At 58.6% G+C, this 3,197-nt stretch carries 1 protein-coding gene; it reads right to left on the bottom strand.

Annotated elements, in window-relative coordinates; all coding sequences use genetic code 11:
• Nucleotides 1-120: 120 nt before the first annotated feature.
• On the bottom strand, nucleotides 121-2,934 hold the full coding sequence (locus Mal65_RS10040) for a diguanylate cyclase (protein ID WP_145296756.1): 2,814 nt from the start codon (nucleotides 2,932-2,934) through the stop codon (nucleotides 121-123).
• Nucleotides 2,935-3,197: the final 263 nt, after the last annotated feature.

A 3,197-nucleotide genomic window follows, 5' to 3' on the forward strand; every position in this document is an offset into this window, starting at 1 on the left:
TTGATTGAATCGACGCGATGCATCGCCGCCGGGTTCACCGCATGGTTCGCCGCATGGTTTCGCGTTCCGGGACGCTGCTTTCGGCAAAGCGAATGGCGACTTTCAATCACGAACGAGCCGTTAGGCGTCGACGTCGGTCAAGAAATTTTCGATGATCTGACGATTGCGTTCGGTGGTGTCGCCCAAGTAGACGTTTTGGGTGGCGCGACACAGGTCCAGCAAGTTATTGGCTTCACACAACAACTGCATCCAATCGTTTTCTTCTTCTTGTTCGGGATCCATGATCTCGAACGCGGAAATTCCCGTCGCGGTTTCGGCCGTCTTGACGCGTTCCAGTGATTCCACCGCGCGGGTCTCGATGGACTGGGCACAGTGGGCGATCGCGTCGATCTGGTGACTCTTGGCCAGCCCGGAAAGTGTCACCGCCAGTTCTCGCAAACGATTGACGTCACGATGGTCCATTGCGTCGGCGATCAGTTCGACGTGCATGCCGATCTTCAGTGCGGCTTGCTTGGTCAACCCGTTTTCGTCCAAGCCTTGTCCCAGTTCGCTCGGGTGGATTTTCTCGATGAAGCGTTCGACCAAGTCCGGATCGAACTGGGTGCCGGAACAACGTCGCAGTTCTTCGACGGCTTCTTCGTGGCTGCGGCCTTTGCGGTACACGCGATCGCTGACCATGGCGTCATAGCTGTCGGCAATCGTCAAGATGCGTGCACCCAAGGGGATGTCTTTGCCGTGCGGCAGATCATCGTGACGACCCCCACCGGCGTAAAAGGCGTGGTGGCTGTGAATGATCTCGGTCAACATCGGCGAATCGAAGGTGCCTTCGATGATGTCCACGCCGATTCGGTCGTGTTCACCCATCAATTTCCATTCGGCAGCGGTCAGTTTGCCGGGCTTCAGCAGCACGTGGTCGGGGACACCGATCTTGCCGATATCGTGCAGCAAGCCGGCGACTTCGAACATGTATAACTGTTTCTGGTCGACCAGGCCGCGGGCGGTGCGGACGCACAGGTCGGCAACACGGCAACTGTGTTCAGCAGTCTGGCTGTCGCGATACGACAACGCGCCCAGCAATGCCGTGACGGCTTGGAAGGGAACCGCCGGACCGTTGACCGAGGCGGCGGTCGACGGCGCGGCACGTGAATCGTCTGCCTTGGCAGATTCTTGTTGTTCCTCGAAGCCCGGTTCATAGGCGACGACACGGTTACGACCGCGTTGTTTGGCGATGTAAAGGCACGCGTCGGCTTGGTTGATCAGTTCTTGGGGATCGGCCGGGTCGTTGACCAATTCGGACACGCCGATGCTGGCGGTCAGGCGTAGTTCGGCCGGATCATCCAACCGGATTTCCATGATCGCCCGGCGTGTTTCTTCGGCTTCGTGGATCGCATGCTGCAGATCACAGCCCGGCATGACCACACAAAATTCTTCACCGCCGTATCGACACACCAGGTGGCGTGATTCATGGCGGTCACGAATCGTCTTGGACACTTTCCGCAACACTTCGTCGCCGATGTGGTGCCCGTAGTTGTCGTTGACGCTTTTGAAGTGGTCATTGTCGAACATCAGACACGCCAGCGTCGTGCCGTTGGACGTCGCGGTGCTGTACAGCGTTTCAAAGCGTTCGAAGAACGCGCGACGGTTTAGGCAGTTGGTCAGACTGTCGCGAGTCGCCAGCAATTCCAGTTCGCGGTTCTTGCGTCGAATTTCATCGCGACTGGACCGCAACATCGAAAGCATGCGTTCTTGTTCGGCACGGTGGGCTTCGATGTGCGTGACGTCGCGCAGGGTCACCAGCGCCCCACGCTTACTGTTGTCGCCGCCGATCGGCGCGGTGTTGACCGAAAAGACGCGGACCTCGCCGCTGGAGATGCGGTACCGCTGGATCGATGTCGTGATCGATTCACTGGACTGGATACTTCGCAGCCAAGGATGTTGGTCTTCGTTGGAATCGGCATCGTGGACCCACGGCAATTCGTCGATCTTTCGGTCACGGACTTCCGACGCGACCGATCCGGTGCACGATAGAAACGCTTGGTTGGCCAAGACGATGTGCCCCTTATCGTCCAGCAACAACAAGCCTTCGGCCAACGTGTCCAGCGCACCACGAACGCGATCGGGAACGACCTGCGAACCGGTAAACGCGCCCATGATTTTGGCCATCACAGTGAAGTAGGCGAACAGCCCCGCGAATCCGACATAAAGCGTCAAAGGGAACAACGATCGTGAGGTCAACGATCCCCACAAGGATGCCTGATCGCCCTGGAAGGAAAACTCCACGGTTCCCCAGGGCCGACGGTTCAGTGTGATGGGGACTTCGACCGTGTTGGTGTTGACCGCCGCTGATTCGTCGCCGGTGTCCCGCAGCGACTGACGGATTTCCTCGGGCAGCGACGCCAGCTTGCCCGGCAAACCGATCAAGTCGTCCCACATTTCCGTTGCGGTTTGGCGGATGCGATTCTTCGCGGTCGACAACAAACCGGAATCCACAGGTTGGTCGGGCGTTGACGCTGCGGGCGACATCATGGACGACATCGATCCCGCCGTTTGGATCGGCAATGATGAGTCGTCGGTGGTCGAATCTTGTGGGGTGGAATCGTTGCGTCCGGAATCGGCGGCCCAGAATGATTCGTGATAACCGGTGTCCAGACGCAGGATGCCTAGATCGCTGCGGACGCCGACGGAAAGCAGTTCAGGGTTACGGTCGACCAGGGTTTTCAGGGTGCCGTCCAGGTCGGACCACTGGCCACGGCGCACCGCCATCGCCGCGTGAATCGCCACCGATTCACAATACGATTGCTTGGCTTTCGTGCGTTCGTGGTCGACGTCGGGCACGACACCAAACATTTGTGCCGATATCAACAGCCCGACGCTGACGCACGTTAGCGCAAAAGCGATGCGTAACGCTGCGAAGTACGTCCGAAACAATTTCAATTCCCTTTCCCGTGCGATCCGGTTTTACGTTCGTTCGATGGATCGAACGAACGTGGTTGCCCCAATTGTTTGCTTTGGCGTCGTCCGGATCAGTGACGCCAATCGTCCATGTAAGTGTTGACCTGTGTTTGGTAACCGGCGGCGTGGGAACGTCGGACATGGCCGGACAAGCGGATGCGGCGAATCGACCTTGCCGAATATTCCACCTGTGACGGCTGGTCGTCCCGGACGCTTGAGTGGCCAAGTCCGTTCCCCGCTGACCG

Origin of the sequence: Crateriforma conspicua (genome assembly GCF_007752935.1) — a bacterium.
GTDB classification, from domain to species: domain Bacteria; phylum Planctomycetota; class Planctomycetia; order Pirellulales; family Pirellulaceae; genus Crateriforma; species Crateriforma conspicua.